14 protein-coding genes and 1 pseudogene are annotated in these 15,665 nt (G+C 71.3%); 7 read left to right on the top strand and 8 right to left on the bottom strand.

Annotation, left to right across the window (positions count from 1 at the left end):
- Positions 1-74: 74 nt before the first annotated feature.
- The 3 genes from ABZX90_RS36095 to ABZX90_RS36105 all read right to left on the bottom strand — a co-directional run bounded on the left by ABZX90_RS36095 (position 75) and on the right by ABZX90_RS36105 (position 1,856).
- Positions 75-590, bottom strand: coding sequence for a hypothetical protein (locus tag ABZX90_RS36095; protein WP_355212130.1), 516 nt, complete (start codon positions 588-590; stop codon positions 75-77).
- A 190-nt stretch (positions 591-780) separates the two neighbouring features.
- On the bottom strand, positions 781-1,284 hold the full coding sequence (locus ABZX90_RS36100) for a DUF6624 domain-containing protein (RefSeq protein WP_351131556.1): 504 nt from the start codon (positions 1,282-1,284) through the stop codon (positions 781-783).
- Between the two features lie 65 nt (positions 1,285-1,349).
- A complete protein-coding gene (locus tag ABZX90_RS36105; RefSeq protein ID WP_355212133.1) occupies positions 1,350-1,856 on the bottom strand; it encodes an ATP-binding protein in 507 nt (168 codons plus the stop codon).
- Between the two features lie 542 nt (positions 1,857-2,398).
- On the opposite strand from ABZX90_RS36105, the gene ABZX90_RS36110 reads away from it, so the two are divergent.
- Positions 2,399-3,190: an SDR family oxidoreductase gene (locus ABZX90_RS36110; protein WP_355212136.1), complete on the top strand. Its 792-nt coding sequence runs from the start codon at positions 2,399-2,401 to the stop codon at positions 3,188-3,190.
- Positions 3,191-3,263: 73 nt separating this feature from the next.
- Here ABZX90_RS36110 and ABZX90_RS36115 read toward each other — a convergent pair whose 3' ends face one another.
- Positions 3,264-4,676 (bottom strand): hypothetical protein, encoded by a 1,413-nt coding sequence (locus ABZX90_RS36115; RefSeq protein ID WP_351131537.1) that lies wholly within the window; start codon positions 4,674-4,676, stop codon positions 3,264-3,266.
- A gap of 256 nt (positions 4,677-4,932) precedes the next feature.
- Here ABZX90_RS36115 and ABZX90_RS36120 point away from each other — a divergent pair, with 256 nt between their 5' ends.
- The 4 genes from ABZX90_RS36120 to ABZX90_RS36135 all read left to right on the top strand — a co-directional run bounded on the left by ABZX90_RS36120 (position 4,933) and on the right by ABZX90_RS36135 (position 7,515).
- Positions 4,933-5,799 (top strand): helix-turn-helix transcriptional regulator, encoded by an 867-nt coding sequence (locus ABZX90_RS36120; protein WP_351131538.1) that lies wholly within the window; start codon positions 4,933-4,935, stop codon positions 5,797-5,799.
- A 3-nt stretch (positions 5,800-5,802) separates the two neighbouring features.
- Positions 5,803-6,039: a DUF397 domain-containing protein gene (locus ABZX90_RS36125; protein ID WP_351131540.1), complete on the top strand. Its 237-nt coding sequence runs from the start codon at positions 5,803-5,805 to the stop codon at positions 6,037-6,039.
- A gap of 132 nt (positions 6,040-6,171) precedes the next feature.
- Positions 6,172-6,669, top strand: a complete 498-nt coding sequence (locus ABZX90_RS36130) for a hypothetical protein (RefSeq protein ID WP_351131541.1) — start codon at positions 6,172-6,174, stop codon at positions 6,667-6,669.
- Positions 6,670-6,705: 36 nt separating this feature from the next.
- Positions 6,706-7,515, top strand: coding sequence for an SAM-dependent methyltransferase (locus tag ABZX90_RS36135; protein WP_355212141.1), 810 nt, complete (start codon positions 6,706-6,708; stop codon positions 7,513-7,515).
- A gap of 18 nt (positions 7,516-7,533) precedes the next feature.
- Here the strand turns inward: ABZX90_RS36135 and ABZX90_RS36140 are convergent, their stop codons facing one another.
- The 4 genes from ABZX90_RS36140 to ABZX90_RS36155 form a co-directional block, all read right to left on the bottom strand.
- Complete coding sequence (locus ABZX90_RS36140; protein WP_355212144.1) at positions 7,534-8,931, bottom strand: FAD-binding oxidoreductase; 1,398 nt, start codon at positions 8,929-8,931, stop codon at positions 7,534-7,536.
- Positions 8,932-9,085: 154 nt separating this feature from the next.
- The gene (locus ABZX90_RS36145) at positions 9,086-11,680 is read right to left on the bottom strand and encodes an AAA family ATPase (RefSeq protein ID WP_355212147.1); all 2,595 of its coding nucleotides are present in this window, start codon (positions 11,678-11,680) and stop codon (positions 9,086-9,088) included.
- Between the two features lie 48 nt (positions 11,681-11,728).
- On the bottom strand, positions 11,729-13,855 hold the full coding sequence (gene glgX / locus ABZX90_RS36150) for a glycogen debranching protein GlgX (RefSeq protein WP_355212150.1): 2,127 nt from the start codon (positions 13,853-13,855) through the stop codon (positions 11,729-11,731).
- 42 nt (positions 13,856-13,897) lie between these two features.
- Positions 13,898-14,413, bottom strand: coding sequence for a pep a2 (locus ABZX90_RS36155; RefSeq protein ID WP_351131557.1), 516 nt, complete (start codon positions 14,411-14,413; stop codon positions 13,898-13,900).
- Between the two features lie 305 nt (positions 14,414-14,718).
- Between ABZX90_RS36155 and ABZX90_RS36160 the strand changes: the two are divergent.
- Positions 14,719-14,910: pseudogene (locus ABZX90_RS36160) on the top strand (DUF5133 domain-containing protein); the annotation flags it as partial.
- A 99-nt stretch (positions 14,911-15,009) separates the two neighbouring features.
- A partial coding sequence (locus ABZX90_RS36165; RefSeq protein WP_355212153.1) for a maltotransferase domain-containing protein occupies positions 15,010-15,665 on the top strand: 656 nt, incomplete at its 3' end.

A 15,665-nucleotide genomic window follows, 5' to 3' on the forward strand; every position in this document is an offset into this window, starting at 1 on the left:
GATTCGCGCAGGCTGGACGGGCCATGCGCTCGGCGCTGCTCAGGCCCGCGGGCTCAGGACTCCGCCCGACGTTCTCAGGACTCCGCCTCGCGTCTCAAGAAGTTGCTCACCTGACAGGCGAGGCTGTGCTTGGCCGCGTCGGGACGCGTGCCCGCCTCGACGGCCGCCTCGCTCTCGATGCCGCCCGCCCAGAGGTAGCGCTCGGTCCACTCGTCGTCGATCTTCAGCTGGACCTGGATGTCCACGCGGTGCAGGACGGCGTCGGGGCCCGCGGCGAAGAGGACCGCCGTGGCCCGGCGCAGGGGGTAGATGTCGAAGCCCTCGATGAACTGGGAGTTCCGCCAGTCGAGGAAGGCGCTCTCGCCCTCGGCGCCGACGCGGATATCGATCTGGCCGTCTTCGAGGTGGATGCCGAAATGCTCGGTACCGCGGTTCTCGATGGTCACCCGAAATCTGAAGTAGGTGAGTTCGTCGGCGGCGTCGTCGCGCCCTCGCGGGGGCTCCGCCTTTTCGACACCATGGACGCGAACACGCAGGCCGGCCTGCTCGTCGTACTCCTGCCAGTCCCCGACCACGTTCGGCTCGCGCACAGTTCACCTCTCCACTTCAGAGAGCTTTTCCTATCTGTGCCCTCAACGAAGTGTCAAATGCGCCGAACATGCCGTGGCCAGCGATTTCGCCTTTCTTGATCGGCGATCAAGCCGTGCCCAGCCAGAACCTTTCCACGGCACTCGGACAGGGCATTTCCGTGCGTGCTGCACATCACGTCTCCCGGGCGTGTCAGGCGCCGTCGCGCAGCTGCCGCAGCTGTTCGTCGAGCGGACCCAGTCCGACATCACGACGGCGTTCGTCGACGGTCTCCGGCCGGCGGACAGGGTACGGGCGCAGGGTGACGGGATCGACGCGGGTGCCGTAGAACTGCGGCCGGCCCAGTTCCACGGCGCAGTGGTCGGCGATGTAGGCGTGGTGCACGGCGGGACAGTGTCCGTCGGCCGCGGCCCGGGCGATCAGGTCCCGGCAGCTGAGCTGCAGGTCGAGGTCGGGGGCGTGCAGCAGGATCATCAGGGCCGCCGTCGAGGCGGGTGCGCCGACCCGGTCGACGGTCGGCCAGCCGTGCCGTCGGACGATCGTCCCCAGGGCCGCGGCATTGCCCGCGCGGCACGCGGCGAGGACATCCCGCCACCGCCCGGTGGGACCGTCGCGCGCCTGTCGCATCAGGCTCCGCTCCTCGTCGGCCCGGCGCACGAGCTCCCGTGCGAGGGCCGTGGCGAGCCCGGGGACCATCGGCACGGAACCGTGGTCCTCGGGGTGCGGTTCGGCGTCCATGGCCAGGTGCCCCGGGGAGACCTTCACGGCGCCCCCTGGAGCACCATCGAGAACCACACCTTCTTTCCCGTGGTCCCCGGGTCCGCCCGCGCGATGCCCCAGTCGTCGGTCAGCGCGGCGATGATCGCGAGGCCGCGTCCCGACTCCTCGGTCCCGCCCGCCGTACGCGCCCTGGGCAGGGCGGACGAACGGTCGGCGACGGACACGCGCAGCTCACGCGGGTCGCCCTCGATGGTGACGGTGATGGTGTCGCCGCGGTCCGGGCTGCCGTGTTTGAGCGCGTTGGCGAAGAGTTCGTCGGTCGCGAGAACCGCGTTGTCGACGCACTCGGAGGGCAGCCGCAGGCGGGTCAGGTGCTCGGCGACCATGGCCCGTACACCAGGCGCCCGCGAGGGGTGGGCCGGGACGGTGGTCCGCAGGAGATGCGCCCCGCGTACCGGGATCGGAGGAGGCGCGGCCCGGAACACGGCAGCACCGGAGGGTGCGGGGACCACGGCAGGGGCGAGGGCCGCGCTCGGCGCGGAACCCACGAGAGGGACGGGGGCCGGGGACGAAGGGGCACCCGGATGAGGGACGGGGGCCGCGCTCGGCGCGGAACCCGCGGCAGGGACGGGGGCCGCGGACGGCGCGGAACGCACGGAAGAGGCCGGGGCGGCGGACGGCGCGGAACGCACGGAAGAGGCCGGGGGGGCGGACGGCGCGGAACGCACGGAAGAGGCCGGGGCGGCGGACGGCGTGCGGGCGGCCGTTTCGGTGGGACCGGCGGAGCCCTCGTGGTCGTCCGCCGCTCGCACGTCCCCGTTCTCCGCGTTCTCCGCCCGCGTCCGCTGCTCCGGCGCCCTGATGTCGGGGCCCGGTGAGGGCGACGGCCCGCGGCGCTGTGCCCTGGATGCCGTCATCGGTCCTCCTTCGGATGCAGCGCGGGGGAGGCTGTCTCGGTGGCTGCCCGTGCAGCCAACACGCCGGACTGCCTCGGCGACCAGGGGGTATTCGGGTTGTCCGGTTGCAAGCACGTAGTGGTGTGGGATGTATGTTCGATCATGTGAGGAACGGGAGCGGGGGCCGGGCGACGATGCCCCTTGACGGTGACACCGGCTGGCCCGGGTTGCGCGGAAAACGCGTGCTCGTCACCGGCGGCACACGGGGGCTCGGCGAGCAGATCGTGCGGCTCCTGTGCGCCGAGGGTGTGCGGGTGGCCACCTGCGCGCGGACCGCGCGGGATCTGGAGGCGCTGGCCGCCTCGATCGAGCCCGGACTGTTCACCCGGCCGCTCGATGTCACCGCGGCCGAGGAACTGGAAGCATTCGTCGCGGACGCGACGATTCGTTTCGGCGGCCTGGACGGGGTGGTGGCCTGCACGGGCGGTTCTCGCGGGGGCGGCTTCGAGGAGGCCGACGCGGACGACTGGGCGGCCACCTGGGCGGTGAACGTCGGTCACGCGGCACGGCTGGTGCGGGCCGCGGTCCCGCACCTGCGGGCCGCCGGCGGCGGCTCCGTCGTGGTGATCTCCTCGATCTCCGGTTGGAAGCCGGGCCCGCCCGCGCAGTACGCGGTCGCGAAGTCCGCGCAGATCCACCTGGCCGCGTCGCTGGCCCGCGAGCTCGGTCCGGACGGGATCCGGGTGAACGCGGTCTCCCCCGGTTCGATGCTGATACCCGGCAGGCGCTGGGACCGGATGCGCCGGGAGGACCCCGAGGCGTTCGCGCGCTTCGTGGCGGCGGAGCTGCCGGGTGGTGCGCCGGTGGCGCCGCAGGAGGTCGCCCGGGTCGTGGCGTTCCTGCTGTCGGACTGGTCGAGCGGGATCTCCGGCGCGCATCTTCCGGTCGACCGCGCCCAGAACGCCCCCTCCCCCGAAGGGTATTGAGCCCCTCGGCGGATCGGCGGCGCCGTTCCGGGTCATGACAACGGGCCCGGCCCGTCGGTGACTCCCCCGCCGCTCATGCCGCCGCTCCGAGGACGCCGCGGGACCGGCGTTCGAACTCCTGCACAAGGGGCTCGCCGCGGCGGGGTTCGAGGCGCCTGCGGAAGTCGCGCAGGGCCTGGATGGAGCGTTCGCTGTGGACGGCGCTGAGGGCTTCGAGGGCCAGCGTCGCGGTGCCGACCGCCTCGTCCAGGCGGTCCTGCTGGAGGTGCGCGGTCGCCAGCACGGAGCGGCTGATGGCCTGGCGCCTGCGCCGGTCGGCGCCCGATCCGAGCGACTCGCTCGCCGTGCGCTCGGCCTGGCGGGCGAGACCCAGATCACGGAAGCACAGGGCGGACTCGGCCTGGAGATAGTGGTGGTCCAGATACCGGACCCACACCGACTCCTGCGCGGCCCCCTTGCTCGCCGCAAGCTGCCGCTCCGCCAGCCGCAGCGCCTCCGAGGCGTCGTCCGGACGGCCCTGCGCGGCATGTCCGCGCGCCGACATGGCGTACAGCCGCATCAGGCCGAGGGGGCTGCCCGCCCCCTGCGCGGTGACGATTCCGGCACGCGCGAGCGCCACGCCCTCGTCGGGGCGCCCGAGGTTGGTGGCGAGGTGGGAGAGCCCGGCGAGGATCTGGCCGCCCAGCACCCGGTCGCGGCCCTCGGCACACAGGCGTAGACCCTGGGTCATATAGCGCTGGGCGAGGCCGTACTCCCCCGCGTCGTACGAACTCCAGCCGGCCATCGCGGCGAGGCGCGCGGCGGCCGCGTACAACTCGCGGCGCTGCCGGGGCGGTGTGCCGCGCTGCTGGAGCATGGGAACGACCTCGGTGGACAGGTAGTGCACGATGCTGGTGCGGACTCCGCCGCCGCCGTAGTGGTTGTCCATCTGGTCGAACACGGCGATCATCGCGTGCACCTGCTCGACCGGTCCCCCGCTCACGGACAGGGTCGAGGACGCCGCGTCCTGATGCTCCAACAGCCAGAGCAGCCACTCGCGCTGAGGGTTCGTCAGGGCCGCGGCGACGAAGGGGACCGCGCCGAGGAGGCTGCGGCGGGAGATGTCGGTGGATCCCAGTTCCGCCAGTGTGTGAAGCGTTTCCGCCACGTCCTCGCCGTAGACGAGCGCCCTGCTCGCGACCGGGCGCTGATGATCGGAGTGGAAACCGAGGTCCGCGGGGGACACGGCGCGGCCGAGCCGCTCGGACAGTACGGTGGCGATCAACTCCGGTGTGCTTCCCCGCGGTTGCTGACCCTGGAGCCAGCGGGTCACCGATGCCTTGTCGTAGTGGGAATCCGTGCCCTGGCGGCGGCCCAGCTCGTTGACCCGCAGGGCGAGGGAGGCATAGGAGCAGCCGGCCTCCCTGAGTGCGGCCGCCAGCACCCGATTGCCCCCGGTGGGGGTCTTCGCGGCGTTCCTCGCTTGTCCGTCGGTCACGGTGGCCATCCCCGAATCGCCTCACATCCGCGTGCGGCTGCGCCCTGACCCCTATCTGCCGGGATATCAACTCCGGTACGACCGAGCACAGTTGAGCGTGATCGTCGCCGAATGTGCGACAGGTCACTCGATCACTATGGTCGCTCGCGCGCTCCCCGTGCAACCTGCGTTCTGATAATTTCAGAACGATCCCCGATGCTCTGTCACTGTCATCGACCGCGTGGCAATATGCACGCTGTGACGGGCCCTTACCGGGAGGTAGGACGTGAGCGAGAACCGCTCTGGCGGCAGCGCGCCGACCGTCCTGCGGATGGTTCTCGGGAAACGGCTGAGGCATCTGCGGGAGCGGGCGGGGGTGTCCTTCGAGGAGGCGGCACGCGCCATCGAGGTCACACCGCTGACGGTCCGCAGGATCGAGAAGGCCGAGGTCGGACTCCGCATCCCCTACGTACGGGAGTTGCTGCGCGTCTACGGGGTCCCGGCGGCGGAGGTCGAGGACTTCCTCGCCCTGGCCAGGGAGGCCAACCAACCGGGCTGGTGGTACAAGTACCGCGATGTGCTGCCGGAGTGGTTCAGCGCCTACGTGAGCCTGGAGAGCGAAGCAAGCGTCATCCGCCTCTACGAACCCCACTACGTTCCGGGCCTGTTGCAGACCGACGACTACGCCACCGCGCTGATGCACGTCGGCTTTCCCAACGAGTCGGGAGAGGACATCGCCCGTCGCGTCGCCCTGCGGATGAAGCGTCAGGACCTGCTCGCCAAATCGGAAGCCCCGGCCGTCTGGGCGATTCTGGACGAGACGGTGCTGCGTCGGCCGGTCGGCGGGCCCGAGGTGATGCGGGCACAGTTCGACCGGTTGAACGAGGTCCTGGACATGCCGAAGGTCCGGATCCAGATCATGCGCTTCGGAGTGGGGGCCCATCCGGGCGCGTTCGGCCCGTTCCACCACTTCCGCTTCGGCTTCTCCGAACTCCCCGACGTCGTCTACACGGAGAGCCTGGTCGGCGCGGTCTACGTCGACCGGCCCGACGACGTCGTCAGCTATCTCGAAGTACTGGACCGGATGTCCGTGCAGGCGGAGCCGGTCGCTCGGACCAGGGCCATCCTGGGTGAACTGCGTAAGGAGTTGTGATCCATGGGATCCGTGCACAGCGGCAAGTCCGCGGTCGATCTGGGAACCGAGGGCTGGCACAAGCCCTGGAGCGGCACCAACGGCGGAAGTTGCGTCGAGGCCAAGCGACTTCCCGACGGGAGCGTCGCCCTGCGTCAGTCACGGGACCCCGAGGGTCCCGCGCTGATCTACTCCCGCGACGAGATGACCGCGTTCATCGAGGGCGCCAAGTCCGGGAAGGCCGACTTCCTGATCGCCTGAGCGGCGTCCGCGCCGCACCCCCAGGGCGCCACTACGCCCCCACAACCGGACAACCCGCACGCACACTCCCGCCGTGCGGGTTGTCCCCCCACACTGGGCAAGCCGGTCGTCCCGGAGGGAGTGGGTACGGGCATGATCCTCCACCAGGCCCTCACGCGATGCCGGACGCTCGTCCTCGAGGGCCCCGACGGTCTCGACAGAAGCACTCTGCTCGCCGAGCTGGCCCGCCACCACTTCATGATCCGCCGCTCCCACGAGCGCCTTCATCATGTGGACCCCACCCAGCCGTACCGCGAACTGCTGTCCGCGCCGGGCCGGCTGGCCGTGGACGGCGGTCTTGTCCACGAGTTGGTCTACGGTCCGCTGCGCCGCGGGCGCTCCCGGGTGACCTGGATCCAGGCGCTCGACTTCGCGGAGGCGGTGGCCGAACGCGACGGCGCGCTGGTGCATGTGACGGGCGAGACGGACGACACCGAGGCCGTCGGCTCCTACGAGCGGGTCCTGCGCACCCTGGCCCAGCACGTCCCCGTGATCACCCTCGACACCGGAGAACCGGGCCACCCCATCCGTGGCCCAGCTCCCGCGATTCACCAACTCGGCTTCTGTGTACGTATGTTGACGATAAGTTAGAGAACCGACCGCGTGACGCACGGCAGGAGACCTCATATGACGGACGGCCGACCCACCCCCGACCAGGACGCGTTGTCCAAGATCGACACCACGGTGCCGCACTCGGCTCGCATCTGGAACTACTGGATGGGCGGGAAGGACAACTACGAGGTGGACCGGGTGGCCGGTGACGCGTACCGCGAAGTCGCCCCGAACATCGAGACCATGGCCCGCGCCTCCCGCGCGTATCTGATCCGTACCGTCACCTTCGTGGCCGGCGAGCTCGGCATCCGCCAGTTCCTCGACATCGGCACCGGTCTGCCCACGTACGACAACACCCACCAGGTCGCCCAGCGCGTGGCACCCGAGTCCCGCATCGTCTACGTGGACAACGACCCACTGGTGCTGCGTCACGCCCAGGCCCTGCTGACGAGCACGCCCGAGGGCGTCACCGACTACATCGACGCGGATCTGCACGAGCCCGAGAAGATCATCGAGGCGGCGTCGCGGATCCTCGACTTCTCGCGGCCCGTCGCCCTGATGCTGATGGGCATCCTCGGCCACATCCAGGACTACGAGGAGGCCAGGTCGATCGTCCGGCGCCTCCAGGCGGCCCTGCCCTCCGGGAGCTACTTCGTGCACTACGACAGCACGGACACCGACGCGGCGCTCAAGGAGGCCCAGCAGGGCTACGACGACACGGGCGCGATCCCGTACGTGCTGCGCAGCCCCGCCCAGATCGGCGCGTACTACGAGGGCCTCGAACTGGTCGAGCCCGGCATCGTGTCCTGCCCCCTGTGGCGTCCGGAGCCCAGTACGTCGCCCGAGCCCACGGACGTCCACGGAGGCGTGGCCCGCAAGCCGTGAGCGGACCCGCCCGACCTGTCAGGCGGAGGCCGCCGGCTCGATGTTCTGGTTGAGGCGGAACAGGTTGGCCGGGTCGTACTCGGCCTTCACCCGGGCCAGACGCGCGTAGTTGTCGCGATAGCTGGCCCGTACGCGCTCCTGGCCCTCGTCCATCATCATGTTGACGTACGCGCCGCCCGCGGAGAACGGGTGGAGGGCCTCGGAGTAGTCGACGCTCCACTGCTTGACGGCATCGGCCTTGGCCGGGTCGGGGTCGACACCGACGAAGACGGAGGCCCAGCCGGAGTTGCGGTAGCTCCACGCGGTGTCCGTCGGGGCGTGGTCGTGGACGGCGCCGTCGATGGGGTACAGGTGCATCGTCGACTTCCAGGTCGGCGCTTCGGCACCGAACTTGGCGTGCAGGTCGACGGCCTCGGCGGGGATCTCGTCGACGAAGTCCGCTCGCCAGTACCACTGGTCGCCTGGCGGGTAGACCCCGTCGAACGCGGACTGGATCGCGGGGTGCGGCATCGGCGCGGGGCCGTGCAGCAGGGGCTCGGGCAGGGCGGCGAGCAGCGGTGCCATGTCCCGGGCCGCCGCGTCGGCATCCTCCCCGACGCGGCACCACACCACACCGCACACCTTCTTCAGGTGCATCTCCTCCGGGAACGGCGGACCGGGCGGGACCGAGCCGAAGAGGAAGAAGCAGCCCAGTTCGCGGGGTGCGTTCGGGATGAAGTCGCGGTAGGCGGTGAGGACTTCGGCGCCGAGCTCGACGGGCCAGAAGGTGGGGCCCGCGACAACCGTGCTCACCTCGTGCAGCCGGAACAGGAACGAGGTGACGACGCCGAAGTTGCCGCCGCCGCCCCTGATCCCCCAGTAGAGGTCGGGGTTCTCGTCGGCGCTCGCCCGGACGCGCTCACCGTTCGCCAGGACCAGATCGGCCTCCAGCAGGTTGTCGATGGTGAGCCCGCACTTGCGGGTGAGATGTCCGAGGCCGCCGCCGAGGGTGATGCCGCCGACGCCCGTGGTGGAGATGATGCCGCTGGGTGTGGCCAGACCGTGCGCGTTGGTGGCGCGGTCGACCTCGCCCCAGACGCAGCCGCCGCCGGCGCGTACCGTGCGCGCGGCCGGGTCGACCTCGATGTCCTTGAGCGGGGAGAGGTCGAGGACCACGCCGTCGTCACAGGTGCTCAGGCCCGCCCCGTGATGACCGCCGCCGCGCACCGCGAGCGGGAGAGCGTGGTCGCGTGCGAAGCCGATGATGAGGGCGACGTCGTCCGGGTCGGTGCAGCGCGCCACCAGGGCTGGCCGCCGGTCGATCATCGCGTTGTAGACGGCGCGGGCCTCGTCGTATCCGGAATCCTCCGGGCCGATCAGCTGCCCTTTGAATCCGGACAGTTCCTGGCGCGCCGCTTGTACCGGTGTGATGGACATGTGCATCCCCGTATCTGGAGACCGCCCCAGGTCCCGGTGTCCGGGCCCGCGACCGGTCCCCGCCGATGGGTCCGATGTGCCCGTTCTAGCCCGATTCAGCACCAGCGTACATCCGTGGCTGCCACCCAGCTCGGCGACCTGGACTGCCTACGTCTCACCGGCCGGGCAGCAGGCCCAGCTGCTCGGCGCGGGCAGCGGCCTGCCGGCGGGTGTGTACGCCGAGCTTGTCCAGGACGGCGGAGACATGGTGGTCGACCGTGCGCACCGAGACGACCAGGTGTTCGGCGATCTCGCCGTTGGTCAGCCCCTGTGCCAGCAGCCGCACGACCTGGACCTGCCGTTCGGTGAGACCGGCGGGGTTCTCCCGGGTCACCGCGAGCGGGCCGCGCGGGATCCCGCGCCGTCCCAGCGCGCGCAGCTCGGCGCGGACCAGCCGGGCGAGCGGCCCCGCGCCGAGGGCGTCCAGCGTGCCGAGGGCGGCGAGCTTGTCGTCCGGGTCGGGGCTCTCGGCGAGCGCGGCGGCATGCTCGTACGGGCACCCCGCGGCCTGCCAGGCCCGCGCCGCCGCTCGCCAGCCGCCCTTGGCCTGGAGCGCGTACGGGTGCCCGGACGTGTCCTCGGGAACGGACTGTCCGGCCTTGCAGAGCCAGTAGCCGAGCTCCGCGCGGTAGGTGACCGCGGACAGCCGGCAGGCCTCCTCGAACACGGGCTCCACGGCCGCGACGACGGCGCCGGGTTCACCGCGCAGCCAGGCCGATTCCGCCCGGGCCGCCGCCACGGGGGCGGTGCGCTGGAGCTCCGCGCTGCGCTCCGCGATCTCCCCGGCCCGCGCGAGCAGTTCGTCCGCGCCGTCGGCGCCACGGCGCACGCGCACCCGGGCCAGCACGGTCAGCGCGGGGCAGCGGGCGGGCGCGAAGCCGTGCGCGCCGAGCTCGGCGTATGTCTCGGCCTCGTCCCAGGCACCCGCCGCGAGCCGGTGCAGTGCCAGCTCGACGTTGAAGTAGCTGAGGAAGCCGAGGTGTTCGGCGCGGTCCGCCAGTTCCATGGCCGGTGCGAGGAAGCGGTCCGCCTCGGCGAACTCGAGGTTCTCGAGCAGGGACCAGATGATGTTGGCGTACGCCCGGCACGCGTGTTCGACCTCGCCGGCCCCGAGGGCGACCTTGAGGCTCTCCTCCAACTGGGCCCGGCCCAGCGGGTCTCCGGCCCGCCAGCGGGCGGTTCCGACATTGTTGAGGGCGTGGGCGAGGATCTCCATGTCCTCGGCCCGGCGGGCGAGCTCGATGGCGCGCTCGCCGAAGACCACGGCCTGCGTGTGCCGGTCGGACAGCATGTGCAGCTGGGAGGTGTTGCTGAGGGCGAGCGCGAGGAGCCGGTCGTCGCCCGCCTCCTCCAGGACGGCGATGGCCTCCCGCGCGGCGGCGCGGGCCTCGGCGGCGTCCCCGGCCCACCAGTGGATGCGCGAGAGCCAGCGCAGATCGGCGCCGAGTGCCCGGGTGTCCCCGAGCGACCTGCGCAGCGCGACCGCCTCCCGCTCGGCGCGGACGGCGGCCGCGGAGTCCGCGATGGTGTAGCTCTCGATCGCGAACTGCTCCAGGAGATGGGCCCGTTCGGCCGGGCCGAACAACTCGCTCCGCTCCAGTACGAGCCGCAGATGGGCGGCTGCCTCGCGGTGGGCGCCCGCGCGGGAGGCGTCACGCGCGGCGCCCGGACCGTAGCGCGCGACGGCCTCGGCGTCGCCCGCCTCCGCCGCGTGGTGGACGATCCGGGAGGCGTCGGAGCCCGGCGCCGCGACGAGCGCGGCGAGCACCTGCCGGTTGAGTTCGATCCGCCGTGCGGCGGGGAGCGAGTCGGCGATCGCGCGGCGGATCAACTCATGCCGGAAGCAGGCGCGTTGGGGGGTGACCAGCAGCAGGCCGCGTTGCTCGGCGGCCGCCAGCACGGCCACCCCTTTGGGCAACAGCGCGTCGGTCAAAGGGCGTTCGACGGCGGACGGCACGACGGCCAGCTGCTCCAGCGCGTCCCGCGTGTCGTCGTCCAGCCCTCGGAGCCGGGCCAGCACGGCGTCGACGACTGTCGGCGGTACACCCCCGGTCCCACCGGCCGCCACCACCTCGGCGACGAAGAACGGGTTGCCCGAGGTGACTTCGTACACCTGGGCGGGATCCAGTCGGCCGGCCGCGCTGAGCCGGTGCACCGCCGCCGCGGAGAGCCTCGCGAGCGGCAGCCGGCGCAACCGTTCGGCTCGGGACACCTGGCCGAGCAGATGGCGCAGCGGGTGTTCGCGGTCCAACTCGTCGTCGCGGTAGGTCAGGACGAGCAGCGCCGGAAGCCTCTCCACCCGGCGGACGAGGAAGCGCAGGGCGTCCAGCGACGCCTCGTCGGCCCAGTGCACGTCCTCGACGACGAGTACGACGGGATGCGGCGCGCATCTCAGCTCGGCGCGCAGGGCCTCGTACACCCGATGGCGGTCACCGCCCTCGGTGAGGGCCCGGGCCAGTTCCGCGCCGACGCTGCCGACGAGGTCGCGGAACGGTCCGAGCGGGCGTCGCGTCGCCAGGTCGTCGCACTCTCCGAGCAGGACGCGCGCGGTGTCGGGCAGCACCGCGGGAAGGGCTTTGACCAGGCTGGACTTTCCGATGCCGGCCTCGCCGAAGACGAGCGCCACGGACCCGGCGCCGTCGGCCGCCTCGCGCGCCGCGGCAGCCAGTTCGGCAAGCTCCTGGTCTCTTTCGAGGATCCCCCGATCCACGGCGCAATTCTGGCACACGGCGGCCCGGCGGGTGCCGCGTCGGTGAACTCACCGACCGGCGGGGGCGCTCCGGTGGGGCCGCGACAGGAGGACGAGGCTGCGGGGCTCGACCGTCATGTCGGTACCGGCCTTGCGTTCCGACTCGTCCGGGACGCCCTGGGGATCGGCGGTGTCGATCCGCGCGGTCCACCGCTCGCCGTACGTCGTGTCGGGAAGGCGGAAGACGACCGGCTCCCAGTAGCTGTTGAGCAGCAGGAGGAACGAGTCGTCGAGCACGGGGGCCCCGAACGGGTCGGGTTCGGCGATCGCGTCCCCGTTGAGGAAGACGGCCACGGCGTGGGCGCAGGGGCGCCTCCAGTCGTCGTCCGTCATCTCGACGGCGTCCGGGCGCAGCCACACCAGGTCGGGCAGCGGCTGGTGTTCGTGCGTGGTGGTGTCGCCGAGGAAGAAGCGACGGCGGCGCAGTACGGGGTGGGCGGCGCGCAGCGCGATGGCGCGCCGGGTGAATTCCATGAGTTCGCGCTGCTCGCCGCTCAACCGCCAGTCGATCCAGGAGACTTCGTTGTCCTGGCAGTAGGCGTTGTTGTTGCCCCGTTGGGTGCGGCCCAGTTCGTCGCCATGGGAGAGCATCGGGATGCCCTGGGAGAGCAGCAGGGTGGCGAGGAACGTGCGCTGCCGGCGGGCGCGCAGTTCCAGGATTCCCTCGTCGTCGGTGGGGCCCTCCGTGCCGCAGTTCCAGGACCGGTTGACGCTCTCGCCGTCCCGGTTGTCCTCGCCGTTGGCTTCGTTGTGCTTGTCGTTGTACGAGACGAGGTCGCGCAGGGTGAATCCGTCGTGGGCGGTGACGAAGTTGATGCTGGCGCGCGGGCGTCTGCGGTCGTGCTGGTAGAGGTCGGACGAGCCGGTCAGCCGGGAGGCGAACTCGCCGAGGGTGTGGTCGCCGGAGCGCCAGAAGTCCCGTACGGAATCGCGGTACTTGCCGTTCCACTCCGACCACAGGGGCGGGAAGTTGCCGACCTGGTAGCCGCCGTCGCCCACGTCCCAGGGTTCGGCGATGAGTTTGACGCGGCCGACCACGGGGTCCTGCTGGATGAGGTCGAAGAACGCCGAGAGCCGGTCCACCTCGTGGAACTGGCGTGCCAGCGTGGCCGCCAGGTCGAAGCGGAACCCGTCGACGTGCATCTCGGTGACCCAGTAGCGCAGAGAGTCCATGATCAGTTGGAGCACGTTGGGGTGCCGCATCAGCAGGCTGTTCCCGGTGCCGGTGGTGTCGTAGTAGTGCGCCGGATCGCCTTCCACCAGCCGGTAGTAGGAGGCGTTGTCGATGCCGCGGAAGGAGAGCGTGGGGCCGTTCTCGTTGCCCTCGGCGGTGTGGTTGTAGACGACGTCGAGGATCACTTCGAGGCCGGCCGCGTGCAGCGCCTTGACCATCGACTTGAACTCGGCGACCTGCTGGCCCCGAGTGCCGTGGGCCGCGTACGCGTTGTGCGGCGCGAAGAAGCCGATCGTGTTGTAGCCCCAGTGGTTCGACAGGCCCCGGTCGCGCAGGAAGCCGTCCTGGACGAACTGGTGCACCGGCATCAGCTCGACCGCCGTCACCCCGAGCGAGGTCAGATGCCCGACGACCGCGGGGTGGGCCAGGCCCGCGTAGGTGCCGCGGAGTTCGGCGGGCACGTCCGGGTGCGTACGGGTCAGACCGCGCACATGGGCCTCGTAGATCACCGTTTCGGCGTACGGGCGCAGCGGCGGCCGGTCGTCGCCCCAGTCGAAGGCCGGATCGGTGACCACGCCGAGCAGGGTGTGCCCCGCGCTGTCGGCCGGAGAAGGACCGCCCGGGTCGCGCTCGAAGAGGGAGGGGTCGTTGTCGGCCTGCCCGTCGACGGCCGTGGCGTACGGGTCGAGCAGCAGTTTCGCCGGGTTGCACCGGTGGCCGGCGGCCGGGTCCCAAGGGCCGTGCACCCGATAGCCGTAGCGCTGCCCGGGGCCGACGCCCGGGAGGTAGCAGTGCCAGACGAAGCCGTCCACCTCGGTGAGCGGGACCGTCCGGACGTCGCCGAGCGCGTCGATCAGAACGAGATCGACGCGCTCGGCGACTTCGGTGAACAGGGCGAAGTTCGTTCCTTCGCCGTCGTATGTCGCCCCCAGCGGGAAGGGGCGCCCGTTCCAGGTGTGCACGTGATCACCGTACGGGGAACACGGTGCGGTGTCCTGGCGGGATCAGCCGCGGGCGGCGACCGCCTCGCTCTCGTCGCGGACGGCGGCGAGCACGGGCTCCGGCAGCACCGCGTACCGGGGTGTCGGGCGCGCCTCGCGCAGGCTGGGCGCGGGCACGGGCGGGTCCAGCGGGGCGCGTTCGGCGGCGCGCGCCCGCCACGAGAACCAGATGATCTTGCCGCCGACGTCCGTGGCGCAGCAGCCCCAGCCGTCGCTCAGGGCGGCGATCTGGGCCAGACATCCCTGGGGCGCCTTGTGCGGGCGGATGTCCTGGCTGTTGTCCGAGACGGCGGCGATGAGGTGCTGGCCGTTCCACCACATCTCGATGGTCGTGTTCTTGTCCGCGGCGTGCTGCTCGATCGTGCGGAGCAGCGCTTCCGCGCAGTGGCAGACGGACTCGACGAGATTCTCCAGGTTCCAGTACCGGAGGTGGGCGGCCACGATGCGCTTGACCTGTCCGACCTTTTCCGGGCTGAGCTCCACGTCGAGGTGGTAGTAGCAGGGAACTGCGGCTTTCATCGTCGTTCGCTCCTCACCGGCGAAGCTCATCGCTCCTCCTCGCCCCCTGCGGGACCGAGCCCCGAGTACGAAGCGTGAGCGCTGATCGCTCCTGAGTCACCTACAGAGTGCGAGGGCTACTCCATTCGTGCAACACGAGCGCGCACCCAATGTTGTTGAAGAACCAACAAGACGCTCGGTCGTGGTACGGGCACCATGAGTGAGGGTGTCGATCCGTGACGGGTCGGCTCCCCTTCGCGTACGGCCCTCACTCGCCGGCCAGGCGAGCCGTGCGCGGTCGAGAGATCGGGAAGGTGACCAGCGTGATGCTGCTGCCTGCCAAAGCCGAGGTCGCCAGACATCTGGAGCGCTACCGGGCATGGGAACGCCTGCTTCTCGCGGCGCCCGCCGACCGTGTGGTGCGGGGGAACTTCGAGAACACCGGATACACCCTGTGCGTCCTCATGGGGAAGCGCTGCGCGCGGGAGGCGGCGAACGCCGCCGAGGTCTATCTGCAGGACGTTCCGGCACGGATCTGAACGACGGTCCCCAGGACCGCAACGAAGGGCCTTTCGCGGCAACGACGAGTCGGGCCCACAACCGCGGAGGCGAGACGCATGGACGCGAACACGGACACCGGCCGTATCCCCGTCGTGGATGTGCGGCCGGTCGTGGAATGCGGCAGACGGCCCGCGAAAGCGGTCGTCGGCGAGACCTTCCAGGTCACCGCCACCGTCTTCGGCGAGGGCCATGACGTGGTCGGCGCCAATGTCGTCCTGCGTGATCCGAGCGGCCGCCCCGGCCCCTGGACGCCGATGCGTGAACTGGCCCCCGGCACCGACCATTGGGGCGCCCTGGTCACACCGTCGGAGGCGGGCCACTGGACCTACCTGGTGGAGGCGTGGAGCGACCCGGTGACCGGGTGGCGGCGCTCCGCCGACGTCAAAATCCCGGCCGGGATCGATGTCGGCCTCGTCCTGGAGGAGGGCGCCGCGCTCCACGAGCGGGCCGCCGCCGGCGTACCCGAGGCCGCCGGCCGGAGCGCGGTGCTGGCCGCCGCGGACGCGCTGCGCGACGACTCCCGGTCCCCGGCCGACCGGCTCGCGGCGGCCCGGGCTCCGGAGGTGGACGCCACTCTCGCGGAGCATCCCCTGCGTGAACGGCTCACCCGCTCCCTCCCGTTGCCGCTGCTGGTGGAGCGGGAGCGGGCGTTGTTCGGTTCCTGGTACGAGTTCTTCCCGCGCTCGGAGAGCGGGCAGCTGGACCCGCCGGT

This window comes from Streptomyces sp. NPDC002935, assembly GCF_040611295.1.
Lineage (GTDB): Bacteria > Actinomycetota > Actinomycetes > Streptomycetales > Streptomycetaceae > Streptomyces.

Bases quoted from the DNA above. Each gene is read 5' to 3' on its own strand.
- ABZX90_RS36115 (WP_351131537.1), bottom strand. From the start codon at position 4,676: ATGGCCACCGTGACCGACGGACAAGCGAGGAACGCCGCGAAGACCCCC.
- ABZX90_RS36125 (WP_351131540.1), top strand. From the start codon at position 5,803: ATGGGATCCGTGCACAGCGGCAAGTCCGCGGTCGATCTGGGAACCGAG.
- ABZX90_RS36135 (WP_355212141.1), top strand. From the start codon at position 6,706: ATGACGGACGGCCGACCCACCCCCGACCAGGACGCGTTGTCCAAGATC.
- ABZX90_RS36155 (WP_351131557.1), bottom strand. From the start codon at position 14,413: ATGAAAGCCGCAGTTCCCTGCTACTACCACCTCGACGTGGAGCTCAGC.
- ABZX90_RS36110 (WP_355212136.1), top strand. From the start codon at position 2,399: ATGCCCCTTGACGGTGACACCGGCTGGCCCGGGTTGCGCGGAAAACGC.
- ABZX90_RS36130 (WP_351131541.1), top strand. From the start codon at position 6,172: ATGATCCTCCACCAGGCCCTCACGCGATGCCGGACGCTCGTCCTCGAG.
- ABZX90_RS36100 (WP_351131556.1), bottom strand. From the start codon at position 1,284: ATGGTCCCCGGGCTCGCCACGGCCCTCGCACGGGAGCTCGTGCGCCGG.
- ABZX90_RS36140 (WP_355212144.1), bottom strand. From the start codon at position 8,931: ATGTCCATCACACCGGTACAAGCGGCGCGCCAGGAACTGTCCGGATTC.